At 40.8% G+C, this 19,024-nt stretch carries 19 protein-coding genes; 7 read left to right on the top strand and 12 right to left on the bottom strand.

Translation table 11 applies throughout. From position 1 onward, the window contains the following. Window positions 1-21 precede the first annotated feature (21 nt). The 5 genes from HHA42_RS09465 to HHA42_RS09445 form a co-directional block, all read right to left on the bottom strand. Window positions 22-909: a ParB/RepB/Spo0J family partition protein gene (locus HHA42_RS09465; protein WP_168419022.1), complete on the bottom strand. Its 888-nt coding sequence runs from the start codon at window positions 907-909 to the stop codon at window positions 22-24. Next, on the bottom strand, window positions 906-1,688 hold the full coding sequence (locus HHA42_RS09460) for a ParA family protein (protein ID WP_168419023.1): 783 nt from the start codon (window positions 1,686-1,688) through the stop codon (window positions 906-908). Before HHA42_RS09460 ends, HHA42_RS09465 begins: the two co-directional genes overlap by 4 nt. Before the next feature lie 23 nt (window positions 1,689-1,711). Beyond that, on the bottom strand, window positions 1,712-2,344 hold the full coding sequence (rsmG, locus tag HHA42_RS09455) for a 16S rRNA (guanine(527)-N(7))-methyltransferase RsmG (protein ID WP_168419024.1): 633 nt from the start codon (window positions 2,342-2,344) through the stop codon (window positions 1,712-1,714). Window positions 2,345-2,428: 84 nt separating this feature from the next. Beyond that, window positions 2,429-3,118 (bottom strand): N-acetylmuramate alpha-1-phosphate uridylyltransferase MurU, encoded by a 690-nt coding sequence (murU, locus tag HHA42_RS09450; RefSeq protein ID WP_168419025.1) that lies wholly within the window; start codon window positions 3,116-3,118, stop codon window positions 2,429-2,431. Then, window positions 3,119-4,132, bottom strand: a complete 1,014-nt coding sequence (locus tag HHA42_RS09445; RefSeq protein ID WP_168526295.1) for a phosphotransferase — start codon at window positions 4,130-4,132, stop codon at window positions 3,119-3,121. 120 nt (window positions 4,133-4,252) lie between these two features. Between HHA42_RS09445 and HHA42_RS09440 the strand changes: the two genes are divergently transcribed. Together HHA42_RS09440 and HHA42_RS09435 are read left to right on the top strand one after the other, a co-directional pair. Then, window positions 4,253-6,700, top strand: a complete 2,448-nt coding sequence (locus tag HHA42_RS09440) for an LPS-assembly protein LptD (protein WP_168526293.1) — start codon at window positions 4,253-4,255, stop codon at window positions 6,698-6,700. Next, window positions 6,700-8,001: a peptidylprolyl isomerase gene (locus tag HHA42_RS09435; RefSeq protein ID WP_168419028.1), complete on the top strand. Its 1,302-nt coding sequence runs from the start codon at window positions 6,700-6,702 to the stop codon at window positions 7,999-8,001. Before HHA42_RS09440 ends, HHA42_RS09435 begins: the two co-directional genes overlap by 1 nt. Window positions 8,002-8,170: 169 nt before the next feature. On the opposite strand, the gene hfq is transcribed toward HHA42_RS09435, so the two are convergent. From hfq to tsaE, 4 genes are all read right to left on the bottom strand, one after another. After that, window positions 8,171-8,689: an RNA chaperone Hfq gene (gene hfq / locus HHA42_RS09430; RefSeq protein ID WP_168419029.1), complete on the bottom strand. Its 519-nt coding sequence runs from the start codon at window positions 8,687-8,689 to the stop codon at window positions 8,171-8,173. A 92-nt stretch (window positions 8,690-8,781) separates the two neighbouring features. Next, the gene (miaA, locus tag HHA42_RS09425) at window positions 8,782-9,726 is read right to left on the bottom strand and encodes a tRNA (adenosine(37)-N6)-dimethylallyltransferase MiaA (RefSeq protein WP_168419030.1); all 945 of its coding nucleotides are present in this window, start codon (window positions 9,724-9,726) and stop codon (window positions 8,782-8,784) included. 6 nt (window positions 9,727-9,732) lie between these two features. After that, window positions 9,733-11,712: a DNA mismatch repair endonuclease MutL gene (mutL, locus tag HHA42_RS09420; protein ID WP_168526291.1), complete on the bottom strand. Its 1,980-nt coding sequence runs from the start codon at window positions 11,710-11,712 to the stop codon at window positions 9,733-9,735. Continuing rightward, window positions 11,705-12,181 carry a tRNA (adenosine(37)-N6)-threonylcarbamoyltransferase complex ATPase subunit type 1 TsaE gene (gene tsaE / locus HHA42_RS09415; RefSeq protein ID WP_168419039.1) on the bottom strand — a complete coding sequence of 159 codons (477 nt, stop codon included), beginning with the start codon at window positions 12,179-12,181 and terminating at the stop codon, window positions 11,705-11,707. Before tsaE ends, mutL begins: the two co-directional genes overlap by 8 nt. A 216-nt stretch (window positions 12,182-12,397) precedes the next feature. On the opposite strand from tsaE, the gene HHA42_RS09410 reads away from it, so the two are divergent. From HHA42_RS09410 to HHA42_RS09400, 3 genes are all read left to right on the top strand, one after another. Beyond that, complete coding sequence (locus tag HHA42_RS09410) at window positions 12,398-13,312, top strand: pseudouridine synthase (protein WP_168419032.1); 915 nt, start codon at window positions 12,398-12,400, stop codon at window positions 13,310-13,312. Between the two features lie 109 nt (window positions 13,313-13,421). After that, entirely contained in the window at window positions 13,422-13,778 is a 357-nt protein-coding gene (locus HHA42_RS09405; RefSeq protein ID WP_168419033.1) for a type II toxin-antitoxin system RelB/DinJ family antitoxin, read from the top strand. A 93-nt stretch (window positions 13,779-13,871) separates the two neighbouring features. Then, window positions 13,872-14,315 carry a GNAT family N-acetyltransferase gene (locus HHA42_RS09400; RefSeq protein ID WP_168526289.1) on the top strand — a complete coding sequence of 148 codons (444 nt, stop codon included), beginning with the start codon at window positions 13,872-13,874 and terminating at the stop codon, window positions 14,313-14,315. A 43-nt stretch (window positions 14,316-14,358) separates the two neighbouring features. On the opposite strand, the gene HHA42_RS09395 is transcribed toward HHA42_RS09400, so the two are convergent. Next, window positions 14,359-15,081 (bottom strand): 16S rRNA pseudouridine(516) synthase, encoded by a 723-nt coding sequence (locus tag HHA42_RS09395; RefSeq protein WP_168526287.1) that lies wholly within the window; start codon window positions 15,079-15,081, stop codon window positions 14,359-14,361. Between the two features lie 158 nt (window positions 15,082-15,239). Between HHA42_RS09395 and HHA42_RS09390 the strand changes: the two genes are divergently transcribed. Continuing rightward, window positions 15,240-15,695, top strand: coding sequence for a DUF441 domain-containing protein (locus HHA42_RS09390; RefSeq protein ID WP_168526285.1), 456 nt, complete (start codon window positions 15,240-15,242; stop codon window positions 15,693-15,695). Between the two features lie 42 nt (window positions 15,696-15,737). Here HHA42_RS09390 and HHA42_RS09385 read toward each other — a convergent pair whose 3' ends face one another. Together HHA42_RS09385 and HHA42_RS09380 are read right to left on the bottom strand one after the other, a co-directional pair. Next, window positions 15,738-16,913, bottom strand: coding sequence for an MFS transporter (locus tag HHA42_RS09385; RefSeq protein ID WP_323126718.1), 1,176 nt, complete (start codon window positions 16,911-16,913; stop codon window positions 15,738-15,740). Between the two features lie 119 nt (window positions 16,914-17,032). Then, the gene (locus HHA42_RS09380; protein WP_168419036.1) at window positions 17,033-17,953 is read right to left on the bottom strand and encodes a LysR family transcriptional regulator; all 921 of its coding nucleotides are present in this window, start codon (window positions 17,951-17,953) and stop codon (window positions 17,033-17,035) included. A gap of 210 nt (window positions 17,954-18,163) precedes the next feature. Here HHA42_RS09380 and HHA42_RS09375 point away from each other — a divergent pair, with 210 nt between their 5' ends. Further along, a complete protein-coding gene (locus HHA42_RS09375; RefSeq protein ID WP_168419037.1) occupies window positions 18,164-18,994 on the top strand; it encodes a hypothetical protein in 831 nt (276 codons plus the stop codon). The last annotated feature ends 30 nt before the right edge of the window (window positions 18,995-19,024 follow it).

Here is a 19,024-nt window from a genome sequence, read left to right as displayed (position 1 = left end):
CCCAATAAATACGAATTAAAATTAATCGGACAGGCAAATATTTAAAATGCCATCCAGCTCTTCCAGAGAGTGATAGCTGATGACCAATTTGCCTTTGCCCTGCTTGTTATAATCAATTTTTACATCTGCACTAAAGCGCTCAGACAAACGCTGTGTGAGTTGTTGAATATCGGGAGCAACTACAGTTTTAGGTTTTTCTTGTTTTGGTGCATTGAAATCACGCACCAATTGCTCTGTTTGTCGTACCGATAAATTCTTTTCAATCACATGCTGTGCAACTTTGAGCTGATCTTTGGCTTTTAAAGTTAAAATCGCACGTGCATGCCCCATATCCAGCAAACCTTGCTGCATCAAATCTTTTACTGCATCGGTCAAAGTCAATAAACGTAATAAATTACTGACTGTAGTACGTGCTTTACCCACTGTTTCTGCAATTTCCTGATGACTTAAACCAAACTCATCATGAAAACGCTGTAATGCAAGTGCCTGATCAATTGGGTTTAAATCTTGACGCTGAATATTTTCAATTAACGCCAAAGCAATTGCCACCTGATCGGTCAGGTCACGCACAATTGCTGGAATTTCGGTTAAACCTGCCAATTGCGCTGCACGCCAGCGACGTTCACCTGCAATAATTTCATAAGGGTGCTGTTCATCGTCAATTGGACGAATCACAATCGGTTGCATCACACCATGTTTTTCAATGGATGCGGCCAGCTCCTGCAAATCTTGCTCATGAATAAAACGACGTGGTTGGTATTCACCACGCTTTAATAAATTAACATCTACCTGTTTTAGCTGACCATGATCTAAGGCTTGTACTTCGAGTTGTAATTTTTCTTTTTGGATCGATCCTAACAAGGCATCCAAACCACGACCTTTGGCTAATCCGCGTTTTTTTGTGGTCATGCTTTACTTCCTTTTTTCACTTTGCTTTTTTTCAACATTTCAGCTGCTAAATTTAGGTAGGCAACCGCCCCCTTAGAGCTTTTTTCAAAATAAATGACAGGCAGGCCATGAGCTGGGGCTTCTGCCAAACGCACATTGCGTGGAATTACGGTATCGTATAATTTTTTGCCAAAATAATGTGACAATTCTTCTGATACATCACGAGTTAAGGCATTACGTGCATCATACATGGTGCGTAGCACACCAATAATTTCCAAATCAGGATTTAAGGCTTGCTGAATACGGTCAATGGTTTGGGTCAAATCGGCTAAACCTTCCAAAGCATAGTACTCACACTGCATTGGAATCATCACACTCTGCACAGCAGCCAAAGCATTCACCGTAATTAAGCTTAAACTTGGCGCACAGTCGACAATAATATAATCAAAATCTTTTTCAACTTCCTGCAAAGCATTGCGTAAAATAAATTCACGTCCTTCTTGCTCGGCAATGACCAGTTCAACCCCTGCCAAATCACGATTGGCACCCAGCACTTTATAGCCAACTTCTGCTTTTGTAATTGCTGTTTCAATAGGTACTTCACCCAACAACACATCGGTCACAGAATAGAGCAAATCATTTTTTTGAATACCCGACCCCATGGTGGCATTGCCTTGCGAGTCCATATCGACCAATAAAACGCGCTTTTTCAAAACAGCCAATGATGCTGCCAAATTTACTGCGGTTGTGGTTTTGCCTACACCACCTTTTTGGTTCGCAATCGCAATAATTTGTGCCATGATCACCCCAGTCCTTTGAAAAATTAAATACGTTTTAATAAAAGTAAATGACGCTGTTCGTCTAAACGTGGAACTTTGAGCTCGATAATTTCACAGCTAAACTCATCTTTCAATGCTTTCACTTCATCGGCAGGAACCAAACCTTTCATAGAGGCAATAATACTTTGTTCATGCATAAATGGTTTAGATGCTGCAACAAAGTCAGTTAAAGATGCAAAAGCACGACTGGTAATTACATCAAACTGACCTAGCTCACGAATGCTATCTTCATTTTCAACACGAGTTTGTACGGCAACTACATTTTTCAGTTTTAAATCAGCAATAAACTGCTTTAAAAAACGGATTTTTTTACCATTAGAATCTAATAACACGCAATCACGTTCAGGCTGACATAAGGCAATGATCATGCCTGGCATACCACCACCTGTACCAATATCCAGCAAACGACCGACAGGCAAATCTTTTAAAATACTTAAGCTGTCTAGCAAGTGCTTCACTAGCATTTCTTTCGGATCACGAATTGCGGTCAGATTGTACGCTTTGTTCCATAGCACCAAAGCATCTTGGTATTTGAGTAATAAATTTAAAGCCTCATCACTGAGCTCTAAACCTAAAGCCTGACTACCTTGCTTGAGTTCCTGAAAAAACGAATGCATCACAATTCACATCTCGAAAAAGTTAATGGAAGTATACCGATTTATAGTTGCAGTCATAGGGGCGAATGCTTAGTGAATATGCACTTAAGCGTACACACCCTGCTGAATTTGTTGATCCAGTGCATTTAATCGCTCAGGAGTGCCAACATCCACCCAAACGCCCTGCAATTTCTGTGCAGAAATTTTTTCTTGCTGCATGGCTTGTTTCAATAATGGTGCTAGTGGACGCTTGCCCGATTCTAAGCCAACAAACATTTGTGGATGCATCACCGCGACCCCACTGTAAGTCAGATTTTCACCTGACTGTGCTTGTTCAAAGGTATAAGCCTTATTTTCAGACAAGGTAAAATCACCTTGTGGATGCTGCACAGGGTTTTCAACTAAAACCAAATGTGCCAAAGCATCCTGCAGTTGTACATTCAACAAAGGTGCGAAATCCATCGTGGTCCAAACATCACCATTCACCAATATAAAAGGCGCATTGCCTAATAATGGCAACGCATTAATGATTCCGCCTGCGGTTTCCAAGCCTTCACCTTCATGCGACCACAAAATTTTTACACCAAATTGCGAACCATCACCCAAAGCATCTGCGAGTTTTTCACCCAACCATGCCGTATTGATGACAATTTCCTGCACACCCATCTTTTGTAATTTTTCGATGTGCCACACAATTAGAGGTTTTCCACCGACTTCCAATAAAGGTTTAGGCGTATGCAGTGTTAAAGGACGCATACGATTGCCCATTCCTGCGGCAAGAATCATGGCTTTCATTTAGGCAACCACCTCATACTGACCATATTTAGCAGTAAATTTTGGCATTACTGTCGTGTGAATAAAGTGCATAAATGGTTGTAATTCTGGATAAGGTTTACTTTCTTCAAGTAAATACCACATTACGCGCGGTAAATCCTTGAGATAACCCGATTTACCATCACGCTCAAATAAACGCACAAAAATACCTAAAATTTTGATATGACGCTGAATCGCCACCATATCGGCATCTTTTTTAAATTGTTCAAAATCACGGTCTTGCTTAGATACTTCTGGCAACAAGTCATAGAACATTTTAAACCAACGATACACATGCTCAGCATTCCACTGCACATAAGCATCACGGGTAATCGAAATTAAATCGTATGTATCTGCACCAATGACCGCATCCTGAAAATCAATCACACCAAGTTCCGTGTCATCGCCTACTTTCATTAAGTTACGACTATGAAAATCACGATGCACAATCACTTGCGGCTGTGCCACAGCTGCATTGGCTAAAATAGCAAAAGTACGTTTAATTAAGGCACTTTCTTCTGCGCTTGGCTGAATCTGTAAGGCAGGCAATAACCAATCGGTGAGCAATTCCATTTCACTGATGAGTTTGTCATAGGAATACTCAGGGAAATGTGCAGTGCCATCAATATCTTGTAATTGAATTAACTGCTTAAAGCACTGCGCATAGTAGTCATCTACAGTCTGATCATTCAGCAAGGTGGATAACAAGACATCACCAAAATCCTCAAGCAACAAAAAGCCTTGTGTCAGGTCTTTGGCTACAATTTTTGGCACGCGCACGCCATGGGCAGCAAAAAATTCATCAATCGACACAAAAGGACCACAATCTTCTTTTTCTGGTGGTGCATCCATGAGCATAAATGTTTTATTATTCAACTTGATTCGTGCGTAACGACGAAAACTTGCATCGCCTGCTAAAAAATGAGTTTCAAATTGATCTGAACCAAGTACAGATGTTATCCATGTTTGTATCAATTGTTCGCGTTGTGTATTCATTTGCAATAAATTCTAATACAGGCTGAGTTTTTAAAGTGCTAAGTGTAGCTACTTCTGCGCTTTTTCTCTATGATGCGACAATAATTAATTGCGATTAAGCACTCTTGGTTGATGAGATAAATGAAGCATCAGTTTAAATTTAATCCTTTAGCGACTGCGGTCTTAACTCTGTTATGTGGTCACTCTGTTTCCAGCTATGCGCAGACCACAGATCAGACTTCATCTGTCACAAATCTCAATAACCAGCAGCTTAAGCACACCATTCAGGAAGCTTATCCTGGGCAGCAGTTCTTTGAGCAATATTATGTTGATAAAGCTGCACCTGAAGCACAACAACAATTTGGTCACAGCCAAAGTTCTGCCTATTGTGAGGGTGCGTGGCTAACGCCGATCAGCTCAGGTACTGTTGCGGTAGATGCTGCAAATGCCACTTCTACAGTGACTGCCGATTATGGGCACTATGACCCAAATGGTGATTCAGTCTTAGAAGGCAACGTGGTGATTGACCAAGAAGGTCGTCAAATTCGTGCCGATAAAATTACCATTGATCAAACTCAGACCTTTGCCAAAGCCGAAGGTCGTGTTCAAATGGCACAAGCTGGTTTACTTGCGCAAAGTGATGAAATTAACTACAACCTTAAAACTCAGCAAGGCGATTTAAATAACAGTTTTTATATTGCTGAAGAACAGCATGCTCATGGCATGGCAGAAAAAATTGCACGTACCTCAACCAATACCATGGTACTCAATAACGCCACCTACAGCACCTGCCCGCCCGAGCAAGCGCCAACCTGGAAAATTCAAGCCAACGAAATTAAGCTCAATCAGGAAACTGGACGCGGTGAAACACGCGGTACAAAACTATATGTAAAAAATGTACCGGTCATGGCTGTGCCTTATTTTAACTTTCCGATTGACGACCGCCGTACCACAGGTATTTTGACGCCTAGTTTTGGCTTTACCAATGATGGTGGTGTCGAGCTATCTGTGCCTGTGTATTTAAACCTTGCACCGAATTTTGATGCTACCGTTAGCCCACGTTATATTGCAGATCGTGGCGCGATGCTAGAAGGTGAATTCCGTTATTTAACTGAAAATTTTGGTTCAGGTAAAATTTGGGGCGGTTATTTAGCATCGGATGCCAAATATGATGACCAAGACCGTAAAGACTTACATTTTTTACACGGCTGGCAAATCAACGAACAATTTTCAACCAACTTAGAATATAACTATGCATCGGACAAAGACTACTTTGCCGATTTAAATAACAACCCGAACTCTAAAACCGACCTAAATTTACGTCGTGCTTGGGAGTTGAATTATCGTAACGGCATACCGGGTTTAAAAGCACAGCTCAAAGTTGAAGATTTCCAAACCCTGGATAAGACGATTCCATCTGTGGATCGCCCTTATGCACGCCTACCACAATTTTTATTGAACTATAAAACGGGCAATCCTCAAGGCTTCCAAGTCGAATTTAATAACGACACAGCTTACTTCAAAAAAGATCTAGCTGCGCAAGATGGGGAACCAAGTGGTACGCGTATTTATAATGACTTTGCTGTGCGTTACAACTACCGCAACCCGTGGTCATTTGTAATTCCTGAAGTATCGTTACGTAACATCAACACCTTCTATGACAAAGAGACCCTAAGTACAGATACGTATAAATCTTCAAGTAAAAGTGAGTCGGTTACTGTTCCGCAATTCACTTTAGATACAGGGATTACCTTTGAAAAAGATGGTCGCTTCTTGCAAACCATCACCCCGCGTGCGTTCTATGCCTATGCACCGTACCGCAATCAAAACGACCACCCGAACTTTGACTCTGTAACCGCTTCTATTAATTATGACCAGCTGTTCAGTCCAAACCGTTTCTATGGTCATGACCGTTTAGAAGATAATAATTTCTTATCTTTAGGCTTAAGCTACAGCCTGTTTGATGAAATTGGTTTGGAACGTATTAAGGCAGGCATTGGTCAAAGTTTCTATTTTGAAGACCGCCGTGTCACACTAGAAAATACCAGCGATGATTTTGATACGCAAAGCCGTACAGGTCCAATTGTCAGCCTCACCAGCCAATTAAGCCAAAACCTCAGCATCGGTGCCAATGCTGCTTGGATGTCTAATGGCGACAATGCTCAGCGTAATGTAAATCTGCTTTACGCTGGCGATCAGGGTAACTTATATAACTTTGGCTATATTAACCGTCGTTATATTCCAAACCGCCAAGACCATTATGATCAAGTGGTTGCATCATTCATTCAACCCATTCACAACAACTGGCGTATTTTAGGTCACGCACAATATGACTTAGATAACAGTGTGGCACGTGAGTATTTACTGGGTGTAAATTACGAATCATGCTGCTGGGGTATTTCAGTCTATGGTCGCTCTTACTATAACGACTTGGACGATGTGACAGATGCAGGTGTTAAACCAAAACGTGCCATTATGGCAGAGCTAAATTTAAAAGGTTTAGGCAGTTTCAATAATAAACTTGCTTCTTTGCTTGAAAACCGTATTTTAGGTTTTAATAAAATTAATCAATCTTGGACACAACGTTAATGAAGACAGTACAGTTAAAACGATTTTTAAAAGCATCTACCTTGGCACTGAGCATGGCTGTTAGCCTGCCTGCATTTGCCGCTGCGAATGATCAAATTGTGGCTGTAGTTGACAATAGTGTCATTTTAAAAAGTGATTTAGCGCAAAGCGTGGTTGAACTTAAGCAACAGCTTGAAATGCAAAAGCGCCCTGTTCCACCTCAACAAATTTTAGAACAACAAGCCTTAGAGCAATTAATTGTACGTCAGGCTCAATTAGAACAAGTAAAACGCTATAACATTAAAGCTGATGAAAAATCCCTGAATGAAGCTGTGTTAAAAGTTGCACAGCAAAATGGAAGCAATAGCTTAGAGGCTTTTCAGCAAAAGTTAGATAAATCATCTCCTGGCAGTTATGCATTTTTACGTAATCGTATTGCAGAAGATTTGGCCATGAATCGTTTGCGTCAGCAAGTGGTGATGTCACGTATTCAAATTAGCGATCAAGACGTTGATAACTTTCTGAAAACCCCACAAGGTCAGGCCGCTTTAGGCAACCAAGTCCATATTTTGCATGTGCGTGTTTCAGGAAAAGAAAATGCAGCTCAGGTTGCGCAACAAGTCAAAGCTGAACTGGCGCAGAACAATGACATTCAAGCCATCAGTAAAAAATATACAGGCAACGGCATAACTGTTCAGTCTGCAGACATGGGCTTACGTAACTTGACCGATATTCCTGCAGAACTTGCTGCACGTATTACGCCATTAGATGTGGGGCAAACCAGTGAATTGATTGAAGTCCGTGATGGTATTCATGTCGTAAAATTACTGGAACGCAAAAGTACTGAGCAACGTGCACTAGTTCCACAATACCAAACTCGACATATCTTGATTCAGCCAAGTGAAGTAGTAAGCCCTGAAAATGCGAAACACATGATTGACAGTATTCACAACCGTTTAAAAGCGGGTGAAGACTTTGCAACCTTAGCTTCGACTTTCTCTAATGATGCTGGCTCTGCACGTGATGGCGGTAGTCTAGGCTGGGTGAATCCTGGCGTGATGGTGCCAGAATTTGAAAATCAAATGAAAAACACTGCAAAAGGTGAAATTAGCGCACCATTCCAAACCCAGTTTGGTTGGCATGTACTGCAAGTGACCGATACACGCCAGCAAGATATGACTCGTGAATACCAAGAACGTATGGCACGTCAAATACTAGGTGAACGCCAGTTTGATACTGAATTGGATAGCTGGTTACGTGAAACGCGCAACAATGCTTTTGTAGAAATTAAAGACCCAAGCTTAGACCGCAAGAAAAACTAAGCTTAAGTTTTCTGCTATTTCTAAGATTAAAACCAGTGTTGCTACACTGGTTTTTTTATGCTTTTCTAACATGTGCACCGCATCTTATTTACTACTCAAATATGACTTTGATAAAAACCATAGACATAAAAAAACCTCTCATTTCGAGAGGTTTTTTTAAGAAGATCAATTAATGGTTGTTATCGTCTTCTGAAGATTCTTCAAATTTAGAATCGTTGTCAAAACCGCCTGTTGCTTGACCGCCACCGAAGCCACCTTGACCACCGAAGCCACCTTGACCACCAAAGCCGCCGCCTTGACCACCAAAGCCACCTTGACTACCGAAACCGCTACCTTGACCACCGAAGCCGCCTTGACCGCCAAAGCCGCCACCTTGACCACCGAAGCCGCCTTGACCACCAAAGCCACCACCTTGACCACCGAAGCCACCGCCTTGACCGCCAAAGCCTGCGCCTTGACCACCAGCAGGTGCACCAGCAGGACGTGGATTACGTGCAGGAACAACTGTAGAAATTGCATGTTTGTAAACCATTTGGCTTACTGTATTTTTTAATAAAACAACATATTGGTCAAAAGATTCAATATGGCCTTGTAGCTTAATACCGTTCACAAGGAAGATAGAAACAGGAATACGTTCTTTACGGAGAGAATTCAAGAACGGATCTTGTAAAGTTTGACCTTTAGACATGTTATAACTCCAAAAATAATTAAAAATCAGCGCAAAAACTATCTCTATTTTTCAATTAAAAATTATAAAAAAGACAGTAGGTAAATTCTGCTTTATCCGTAACAGTTTCGCAAGTCTTCTTGAGCCTGCTTTATCGTAAAATATGTGTGAAATTTATGCGATTCTTGCAACGATCTGAGCCAAGTATATTGACGTTTCGCGAGTTGTCGTGTCGCGAATAGCGCCTTATCCTCCATTTCCTGCATTTTTTCGCGACTTTCATCACCGTTTTGCAAAAACTCTAAAGCTTGACGATAGCCAACTGAACGCATAGATGGTAAATTAGCATCTAAATCGTAATTTTCAATAAGATGTCGCACCTCATTCAAAAAACCCATTTCCCACATAATCTCTAAGCGTTTTTGAATACGCTGATGTAATTCTACCCGATCAGGCATCAAAGCGTGGTTATGAAAAGTGTAACGATATGGTACATTTTTGGGTTGTTCTGCCTGAAGCTGGGTAATTGGCGTTCCTGTTAATTTATAAACTTCTAGTGCACGAATAATACGTTGTTTATCTGACACCTTAAATTTTTCACCCGCCAGTGCATCTACTGCACATAACTCTGCATAGACCGCTTCCCAACCTTCGCGTGCAGCTTTATCTTCAATTTCTGCACGGACGTCGTAATTGGCACTGGGTAAATTGGAAGATAGTCCTTCAAGCAAAGCTTTAAAATACAGCATAGTTCCACCCACTAAAATTGGGGTTTTGCCACGTGCGTGCATATCATCAATTAAGGCGCAGGCATCTTCCACAAACTGCGCAGCAGAATAAACTTCAAGCGGGCTAATAATATCAATCAAATGATGCGGATAACGCGCCTGTTCCACTTTAGTTGGTTTGGCTGTACCAATGTCCATATCTCGATAAACCAGCGCAGAATCGACTGAAATTAGCTCAAAATGACCTAATTCATAGAGTTCACATGCCAAAGCAGTTTTACCACTTGCAGTTGGTCCCATTAAATTGATGACCGGCAATTGTTTTGACATGTAACACTACTCTCCTCGAGCAAAAAGTTTATCTAATTGAGCCAATGGAAAAGCACGCCATGTTGGACGACCATGATTACATTGGCTGGCAAATTCAGTTTGTTCCATTTGACGTAACAAGGCATTCATTTCAGAAAGACTCAGCATCCGATGTGCACGCACCGCGCTATGACACGCCATACCCGCCAAAATATGATCACGTTTTTGCAGTAATGCCTGCGCTTCATCATTTGGGTCTAAATCATTCAGTAATTCAGGAATCAACTCTGCAAAATCTGCTTTATGCAAAATGGCTGGCACACCGCGCACAATGACTTGCTCATCGCCATATTGGTCAACATCCAAACCTAAACGTGCCAATTGTGGTTTTAAATCATCTACACGCATGGCCTGCATACGACTAATGCTGATGACTTTGGGAATGAGCAATTGCTGCGAAGTCCAAAACTCTGGTTTATCCCACGCAGCTTTCATCTGCTGTAAAACGATACGTTCATGTGCGGCATGCATATCGACAATAATCAAACCTTCGCTGTTTTGCGCCAGAATATAAATACCGTGCAATTGTGCAATCGCAATTCCAAGCGGGTGTTCATCTACAGCTGTCGTCGATACATACACTACGCTAGTTGAATCTTGAGAGTCGACATCACGTAAAGGTGCGAGATAGCTTTTTAAGGCATTATTCAGTTGTTTCGAGCCTTGATAACTGCCTTGCATCGCTTGGCCGTATTGCACAGTTTGCGGATGGCTACGATCAAACTCGGTAAGAAGATCACTACCCGATGCTGTATTGGATACCTGATCTGCATCTCCCCTTTGTTCATACGGATTCAAAGGGTTGGTCTGCACAGATTTGTGCAGCTGAAATTGTTCTTGGTAACGTGGCTGTACGACATAAGGTACTGCTTGCTCTACTGAGTCGGCTTTCATTGCCGTCGCAAGATCAGCTGTTGCAGTTTGAAATTGTGCCAAGGTTTCTTTGGCATAATGCCGTACAAACTCATGCACTTCACGCTGATTTAAAAAGCGGATTTCGTGCTTAGTTGGATGCACATTGACATCAATATTTTCAGGTTCAACTTCTAAAAACAGTAAATATGCCGCATGTTGATGCCCATGCAAAATACCATCATAAGCCATGCGTAAAGCATGGGAAATGGTCTTATCTTTAACAATACGTCCATTTACATATACATATTGCAGGTCGGCTTGCGAGCGTGCATCGGAAGGATGACCCAACCAGCCCGATAAGCGCATAGTGACACTGTCAGCATCTATCCAATAGGCATTTTCAACAAAGTTACGCCCTAAAAGTTGCTGCACGCGCTGAAAACGCAATTCGCCACTGTCGGCAATGGGTAAATTCAGCTTGATGCTGTCGTTGTGTTCTAAAACAAAACGAATATCAAAATGCGTGAGCGCTAAACGGCGTACAATTTCTTCAATATGCCCAAATTCCGTACCCGCTTTTTTTAGGAATTTACGCCGTGCAGGAACATTAAAAAATAAATCCTGTACTCGAATATGTGTACCTTTGGGAGCAGCAACAGCCTGAATGTCTTGATGATCAAAGGCCGTACCATTCACTTCAACTTGATAACCCACACCATCTTCCGTTTGACTACTGACTAAAGTCAAACGAGATACCGCTGCAATTGAAGCCAAGGCCTCACCACGAAAGCCTAAACTGACAATGGCATGTAAATCATCAGCTGTCTGAATTTTACTGGTTGCGTGACGAGTGACCGCCAAAGGTAGGTCTTCGGCATGAATCCCACGACCATTGTCAATAATTTCAATCAGTGTACTGCCGCCTTGTGCCACACGAATAATCAGCTCAGTTGCACCTGCATCAATCGCATTTTCTAATAATTCTTTGACTACAGACGCAGGCCGCTCAATCACTTCCCCTGCAGCAATTTGGTTGGCTAATGCAGGTTCAAGCGTATGAATACGACGTAGATTTAACGCATCATTAGGCATGATTAAACTGTTGCTCCAAAGCTTGTTGTAACTCAGCCGAAGATGAACTCAGTGTTGCAAAACGGCTTAATTCATCTTCTGATTTTTTAATATCAATAATGAGGTCGGCAGCTGGAATTTCATCGCCACCTTTAGAAGGCCATTCAAACAAAAATAAGGCATTTGGAGTTTCTAAATAATCACGAATACCCATCAACTCCAATTCGTATGGGTCGTTTAAGCGATATAAATCAAAATGAAAAATATCTTGTCCTTGAATTTGGTACGGCTCTACCAATGTGTAAGTCGGGCTTTTAACTGCACCCTGATGCCCCAAATGCTGCAAAAAATAGCGCGATAAGGTGGTTTTTCCTGCACCTAAATCGCCGATCAAATAAATCACACCAGAACGAAAATGCGTAGCCAAAACCTGTGCCAGATTTTGGGTATCTTGCTCATTATTTAAAGCCAAATTAAATGAATACTGCATAGCGCTCACGACATGATTCAAAAGACCAATTATGATAGCATCGCACTGCTTTAAAGCCTATGTACTGATGTATAAAACTGTGTAAATGTGGACAATATATTGCATATTTATACAGCTAGATTGTCTGATCTGACGCAATTGAATACCCGAATTTGCTTAGGCTATTTGTATTTAATCAAATGTAAATTATTTTCACCTCATACGAGCAATTCGCAGATGAAGTCGACTCACCTCAGCCCTTTTATTCCGCCTATGTTAGATGGTGTGAGCGCCAGCAAATTGCATTTACCCAAATTAGACAACAACCCTAGCTCTGTTTTTGATTATTTAACAACTCAATTTGCGCATATTTCTGCGCAGGAATGGCAACAACGCTTTGTAGATGGTCTGGTTTATGACAATCAAGGCAATCGTCTAAATGTAGATGCACCTTACCTCGCACATCAGGATATTTTTTATTATCGATTTTTAGCACATGAAGTTACTGTGCCTTTTCAGCATCAAATTTTGTTTGAAAATGAACATTTACTGGTGGTCGATAAACCTCACTTTTTAACCATGAGCCCCACTGGGCAATATGTACAAGAAACCTTATTGGTAAGGCTGAAAAAACAAACGCAAAATGAACAACTCACCCCTATTCATCGCTTAGACCGTGAAACTGCAGGTGTGGTGCTGTTTTCCAAACAGCCTGAAACTCGTGCGGTATATCAACAATTATTTGCAGAACGTCAGGTGCAAAAAATTTATCATGCAATTGCGCCTTATCGAGCGAATTTAACACTGCCATGTAAAGTGCAATTACGCATGGAAAAAGGCGAACCTTTTTATTTGATGCAAGTGGTGTCAGGCACTGCAAATAGCGAAACAGATATTCATTTACTTGAACATAATCAGACATGGGGAAAATACGAACTGCATCCCACCACAGGTAAACAACACCAATTGCGAGTACATTTAAATCATTTAGGCATCCCAATTAAAAATGACCCTTTTTATCCTATTTTGCAGCATAAAAAAAATGATGATTTTTCTCAGCCATTACAATTACTGGCCAAGCATTTAGCATTTTTTGACCCGATCAGCCAACAGCAATTACAATTTAGTGCAGTACAAGAATTGACATTGTAATATGTTTGTCATTACAAAATAGCGTATTTTATCTGTAGTCATATTGAAATTACACTCCAATTGTTTACAATAACGCTAAAATTTAAATCTTTTTATTCCATTAAAAATTATGAGAAAAACTGAAGTCTATCAAGTACGCTTGGACTCTCAAGAGAAAAAACAAGCTTTTGCTGTGTTTAAACAACTCGGGATTACACCTGCGCAAGCAGTACGCCTATTCTTTAAGCAAGTGGTACTAACAAAATCAATCCCCTTTTCAATTGAAAATCAGAATATTAATTTGGAGCAATTGATTAAGTTACGTAAATTAAAACAAGAGCAAAAAGCAGACCTTACAGAGCCATCTGCAACCCCAGATACAAGCGCAATGCCTACCGCTCAAACCGAAGAATTTGAGCTAGATGATGAGCATTTAGATCTGTTTGATGAGTTGAATGCCATTTTGGGTGAAACTGACAAAAATTAACAGTGTTGCATTTTTAAACAAAATTTTAAAAAATAGCTTTAAAAACTTAGCTATGCTTCATGCAAGGATAATAAAAAAGCATGGAGTACCAATATGATTGTAAGACGTGCCACTTTAGAAGATTTAGAACAACTTGCGGTATTGTTTGATGAGTATCGTCAATTTTATGGCGCTTCCTCAAATTTAAGCCTTTCTGCAACCTTCCTAAAACAGCGTTTTAAAAATCAGGAAAGTGTGATTTTCATACATATCAAAGACCATAAAATTACTGGATTTGTACTACTTTATTTAGGTTTTTCATCTGTTGCCTGTTCAACTTACTATATTTTAGATGACGTCTATGTCACCCCAGTTTTTAGACGACAAGGCTCGGCCAAACAGCTAATTGATACCGCTATTTTATTTGCACGACATGAAAATGCACTACGCATTAGCCTTGAAACACAGAAAAGTAATTACCAATCGCATCAATTGTATGAAAAGATGGGTTTTGTCAAAGATGATGAGTTTCAAACCTATCACTGCTTTTTAAAATAGTAGTGCACCTTACTAGCTTTGCATCAGTAGTTTTATTCGTGCTTTATTCAATACGTGTTTTCGCTAACTGGATTTGTTCGCGGCTTAAATAGACCCATTCACCGACATCTATGGCCAAATCATTCAGATTTAATGCACCTACCTGCTGGCGGTGCAATTGTTCCACCTTATTGCCGACTGCCGCCAACATACGTTTGACCTGATGATATACCCCCTGATGAATGGTCATTTGCAATTCACATTCAGCAAGTTGCTGTACTTCTGTTGCAGCAAATAGCCCTGTTTCATTACGCAATGCTACACCCTGCTCTAGTTGCTGTATTTGTGCAGCACTTATTGGGTCTGCTGTATGCATTGAATACACTTTTGCCACATGCTTTTTAGGATGGGTCAACGCCTGTAAAAATTGTCCATCATCAGTCAGCAGCAACAGACCTGTAGTATCTTGATCTAAACGTCCTACACATTGTAGCCCACGGTTCAGCAATACATCATCAAACAAGTCAAATACGCTAAAGTGATGCGTCGCCTGATGCGAACACTCATAACCCTGTGGTTTATGTAAGGCAATATATACCTGTTCACGGTACTGATAGTTTTGTCCGTACACGCTAAACTGCAAAGCAGTATCTGGTTTTATCTGGATAGCAAATTTAGGGTTGGTCTGAATTTCATTCTGAATACTTACTGCACCATTTTTAATAAGTTGCTGACAATGTTTACGTGAACCAAAACCTTGTGATTGCAGCATTTTTTCCAGCAACATAACGACCTTTCCGTGCATAAACATTTAAAAATAACTGTTGCCCGCTATTCTAAACCAAATACACAACAATTTCTGATCAGTTCGTGCGCTCTGCCCATTCATGGCTAAAAGCCGTTACAATAATGACACTTTTCCAGTTTTCTATTGTATTGATCATCATGCTCTCCCAATTAGACCTTAACTTAATGGTACTGATCGTGCTGCTGGCCTGCGGTATTTTCAGTCAAAACTCCGCAGTAACCATTGCTGCAGGTATATTGATTGTGTTCAGAATTACACCTCTGAGTGAGTTTTTCCCACTATTGCAGCAGCACGGTTTAAATATTGGCATTATTATTCTGACCATTGGTGTACTGACACCCATTGCCAGTGGCAAAATTTCTGGTGATGCAATTTTAAAATCTTTTCTTAGTTGGAAATCGTTACTTGCTATTGCGATTGGTGTTTTTGTTGCATGGTTAGGTGGGCGTGGTGTGAAACTAATGACCAATCAGCCCAATGTCGTAGCAGGCTTGTTGATCGGCACTGTGGTAGGTGTTGCAGTGTTACGTGGTGTTCCTGTCGGCCCATTGATTGCCGCAGGAATTTTAACTTTATTTATTGGCTATTCTTGAACTTAATTTAGATCACGCATTGGAAATGAAAACCTTCCAAATTCATGCAGTTTTACGAAATAAGATAGCGGTTAACAGCATCCCTATAGCAGATAAGACTGCCATTAAAATACCGACCCAAAACCATGTTCCTGTGGCAGAAACGATAGCCGCCACCACAGGTGGCAACAAAAATTGAGAACTTGCTGAACATTGCAGCACCAAACCTATGGTTGTACTAATTGCAACAGGTTGAGGGGCAAAATGCATCACTTGTGCAAATACTACCGCGGCAACCAAACCGCCAAATAAAGAAAAATTGAGTACCAGTAAAAACTGTACAGCAAAGGGTAAAGCTTCACGTAATATGTAAAAACTCAGCGCGCACAGTATAAGTACAACAAAGCCGAGTTGCATCAAAACCAACGCTCTAAAACCACGTTGCAATAAAATTCCACACACAAATGTCCCCACTGCATTGGCTATTGCCACCATTGCCGTGAGTATGCCTGCAGTTTGTAATGAAATTTGATATTGCTGATAAATCGTGGGTAAGAAACCCACCAAACTGAACCACTGCCCAGCATATACACCAAAAACCAAAGCCAGTATCCATGCAGGTGGATGAGTTAAAGTCGCTTTGATCAGGTCAAATATGGCGATCGTTTGCGTGCCGATCTGCACACTCGGCACGACTTTATAAATGATGATTGCAAGGATAAAGGATAACAATGCAAAGCACATCCACACGCCTTGCCAATCCAACACATCCAATAAAAAAGGTGTGGTCAATAAGCCAATGCCCATACCACCACCCATATAGGCGCTCCAAAGTCCCATTTTGGCAGGCAGTTGTTCTATAGCAACCAATTGACGAATCATTGCAGGACCACTCAAAGTGACCAGTAAGAAGCCAAAACCTTCAATGACACGCAGTATTAATAAGGCTGAATAGTCTTGAACAAAACCACCTATAAAACTGGCGCTACCCAGTAAAGTCAGACCTAATAATACGCAACGCTTCAATCCAATTTTTGCAGTATAACTGCCCAACAGTAAGGCAAAACTCATGCCTGCAGCTTGTACCAAAGACAGTAAAAAGCCTGCCTGAACCAAACTAATCCCAAGTTCAGCCTGTAGCACAGGAACAGTGGGCGGCAATTTGCCAATATGCATTGCGGCCATAAAACCCGCTGCCACAATCCACAAATCCTTTGTCAGCCAACGCACCGAACTCACCACGCTCTCCCTTAATATTTGCAAGGCAAGCTTAGCAAGAACATTCCGTTGGCTTTAGAGAATATTTGAATCAGCTTAATGCTTTTAACAATAAGTCTGCACTATCTTTTATAGCGTGCTCAGCTTGAATAATACTGTGTCCGCTTTTGTGAAAATTTTTCGAGCTGCTTTAAAAAACCTTCAAAATAACTCTTTTCTTTTTCTTCGCTCCGATAACCTGCATACAAAGTACGGCGTAACCCGCCTGCAGCAACACAATCTAAACGACGTGAAGTCACCCAGCCTTTTTGTTCATATTCATTCACCACCCAGTCAGGCAAAGCACCAATACCGCGACCACTGGCCACAAGCTGAATTAACATTTGGGTTAGATCTGTAGTACGAATGGCTTTGGGCTGAATATTGGCAGGAATAAACAGCTTAGACATAATATCCAAGCGGTGTTTATCTACAGGATAGGTAATTAACGTTTCTTCAGCCAATTCCTGCACGGTAATACGCTCTGCACGTACCAAAGGATGAGTATTGGACAATACCAAACGTGATTCATATTCAAAAATTGGAAAATATTCGATACCTTTGAGTGCAATCGGGTCTGCGGTAATCAACAAATCAAACTCTGCCGTTTGCAGCAATTCATGAGGATTAGCTTCAAAACCTGAAGCGAAATCCAAATCTACATCAGGATATTGTTGTCGATACTGATTTAGTAGCGGCATCAACCAATCAAAACAGCTATGACATTCCGAAGAAAAAATAATTCGCCCCGTTTGACCATGCACAATGCGGGTAATGTCGGTTTGGGTAATCTGAATTTGCGGCAAGACATCATCGGCCAATTTTAATAATCGCTGCCCCACATTAGAAAAAGTCACAGGGCGGCTACGGCGGTTCACCACTTCTACCCCATACCAATGATCTAATTCTTTTAACTGGTGAGAAATTGCTGATGGGGTCAGACACAAATCATTGGCGGCAGCAACCAAAGAACCATGCTCACGCAGGGCTGCCAAAGTTTTTAAGTGACGAATTTCAAGCATTGCTTGTTCCTAATTTTTAAAACTGCTGATGTATTTGTTCGATGCTTTTATTGAGATTTAATCTGTAGCAGATCATTTCACAAAGCTTAAATGCAAACACAAAAAAATGAATTTAATTAATTTTAACACGAAAATAATGAGTTTGTTTCATCTTATTTTTTATTTGATGATATTTACAACATAATCAGCTCAATCTCCCTTGGAATTATCATGACATTAACCACACATATTTTAGGCTACCCACGTATTGGGGCAAAACGTGAACTCAAATTTGCAGAAGAATCCTATTGGAAAGGTGAAATTCAACAAGTTGACTTTCTAGCTGAAGCTCAAGCGGTTGAAGCCGCTAACTGGCAAGCACAGGTAGATGCAGGGATTTCTATACTTACAGTGGGTGACTTTGTACTTTATGACAGCGTTCTCACACATGCTGTACGTTTAGGTATCATTCCAGCACGTTTTAAAGATGCAGCAAAACTGAATCAAGTCGATCAACAATTTTATTTAGCACGTGGTCGTGCACCAAACTGTAGTGATGTTGCAGCGCTGGAAATGACCAAATGGTTCGACACCAACTACCATTATCTTGTACCTGAATTAAATTCAGCTCAGGAATTTAAAGCTGATTTTTCCGACTTATTTACACAAGTGGAACGCGCAAAAGCCTTTAATAAACCACTAAAAGTTGTTGTACCCGGCTTGCTAACGTTTTTGTACTTATCACGCATTGTCGATACCTATGAAACGCTAGAAACAAAACAGCATACGTGTGAATGTAATATAATGCAGCGTGAAGTTGCCGCAAATCAAGCCACTTTGCAATTTATAGATGCATTACTGCCTATTTATGCTGCATTGTTTGATGAACTAAAAGCACGTGGTGTGGATTATGTACAACTCGATGAACCTGCCTTGGTTTTAGACCTTGAGCCAGAATGGCAAACTGCATTTGAACGGGTTTATCACCTATTACAGCGTCGTGATGGTTTAAAACGGCTTTGTTGCACAAACCTATCTGTAAAGGCTTTTTCAGCGATATAATTTTCAAATGAAGAAGCCTACACACAAAAT

The sequence above is a fragment of the Acinetobacter sp. A3 genome (assembly GCF_012371415.1).
In the GTDB taxonomy this organism is placed as follows: Bacteria; Pseudomonadota; Gammaproteobacteria; order Pseudomonadales; family Moraxellaceae; genus Acinetobacter.
The sequence above is the reverse complement of the archived record's forward strand: the minus strand, read 5'-3'. Positions and strand labels throughout refer to the sequence as shown.

Coding starts and splice junctions, on each gene's coding strand:
- HHA42_RS09445 (WP_168526295.1), bottom strand. CDS start 4,132: ATGAATACACAACGCGAACAATTGATACAAACATGGATAACATCTGTA.
- rsmG (WP_168419024.1), bottom strand. CDS start 2,344: ATGCATTCGTTTTTTCAGGAACTCAAGCAAGGTAGTCAGGCTTTAGGT.
- hfq (WP_168419029.1), bottom strand. CDS start 8,689: ATGTCTAAAGGTCAAACTTTACAAGATCCGTTCTTGAATTCTCTCCGT.
- HHA42_RS09465 (WP_168419022.1), bottom strand. CDS start 909: ATGACCACAAAAAAACGCGGATTAGCCAAAGGTCGTGGTTTGGATGCC.
- mutL (WP_168526291.1), bottom strand. CDS start 11,712: ATGCCTAATGATGCGTTAAATCTACGTCGTATTCATACGCTTGAACCT.
- HHA42_RS09435 (WP_168419028.1), top strand. CDS start 6,700: ATGAAGACAGTACAGTTAAAACGATTTTTAAAAGCATCTACCTTGGCA.
- HHA42_RS09380 (WP_168419036.1), bottom strand. CDS start 17,953: ATGCTTGAAATTCGTCACTTAAAAACTTTGGCAGCCCTGCGTGAGCAT.
- HHA42_RS09440 (WP_168526293.1), top strand. CDS start 4,253: ATGAAGCATCAGTTTAAATTTAATCCTTTAGCGACTGCGGTCTTAACT.
- tsaE (WP_168419039.1), bottom strand. CDS start 12,181: ATGCAGTATTCATTTAATTTGGCTTTAAATAATGAGCAAGATACCCAA.
- HHA42_RS09395 (WP_168526287.1), bottom strand. CDS start 15,081: ATGTTGCTGGAAAAAATGCTGCAATCACAAGGTTTTGGTTCACGTAAA.
- HHA42_RS09410 (WP_168419032.1), top strand. CDS start 12,398: ATGAAGTCGACTCACCTCAGCCCTTTTATTCCGCCTATGTTAGATGGT.
- HHA42_RS09375 (WP_168419037.1), top strand. CDS start 18,164: ATGACATTAACCACACATATTTTAGGCTACCCACGTATTGGGGCAAAA.
- murU (WP_168419025.1), bottom strand. CDS start 3,118: ATGAAAGCCATGATTCTTGCCGCAGGAATGGGCAATCGTATGCGTCCT.
- HHA42_RS09460 (WP_168419023.1), bottom strand. CDS start 1,688: ATGGCACAAATTATTGCGATTGCGAACCAAAAAGGTGGTGTAGGCAAA.
- HHA42_RS09390 (WP_168526285.1), top strand. CDS start 15,240: ATGCTCTCCCAATTAGACCTTAACTTAATGGTACTGATCGTGCTGCTG.
- HHA42_RS09400 (WP_168526289.1), top strand. CDS start 13,872: ATGATTGTAAGACGTGCCACTTTAGAAGATTTAGAACAACTTGCGGTA.
- miaA (WP_168419030.1), bottom strand. CDS start 9,726: ATGTCAAAACAATTGCCGGTCATCAATTTAATGGGACCAACTGCAAGT.
- HHA42_RS09405 (WP_168419033.1), top strand. CDS start 13,422: ATGAGAAAAACTGAAGTCTATCAAGTACGCTTGGACTCTCAAGAGAAA.